This is a genomic window from Prevotellamassilia timonensis, assembly GCF_021531665.1.
In the GTDB taxonomy this organism is placed as follows: domain Bacteria; phylum Bacteroidota; class Bacteroidia; order Bacteroidales; family Bacteroidaceae; genus Alloprevotella.
In genome coordinates this window covers 1-252 of the sequence record NZ_JADYUH010000225.1, presented here as the reverse complement: position 1 = coordinate 252, position 252 = coordinate 1, and the positions used below count along the sequence as shown (strand labels likewise).

The following is a 252-nucleotide window of genomic DNA, read 5'->3' as shown; positions in this document are numbered from 1 at the left end:
CGCGCTTCAAGGTCTCGAAGATTTCGGTGGCGGACAGCCATTGCGTAGCCTCCGACCCTTCGCCCATCATGAATGACTTGTGGAACGCTTCCGCCAACGGGGACTGACGGTAGAAGGTGCGGTTATGCTCCTCTATCTCAGCCTCCTCCTCTTTGGAGAAGAAGGTTGGCTGACCCGCCGCCAACTCTGCCATGACCTGTGCATAGAGTTGGTCGTGGTCTATCGCCTCGCGACTAATCGGCGCCTCCACCA

At 58.3% G+C, this 252-nt stretch carries 1 pseudogene; it reads right to left on the bottom strand.

Features of this window, described 5'->3' with window-relative positions:
• Positions 1-252: pseudogene (locus I6E40_RS10865) on the bottom strand (DUF3874 domain-containing protein); the annotation flags it as partial.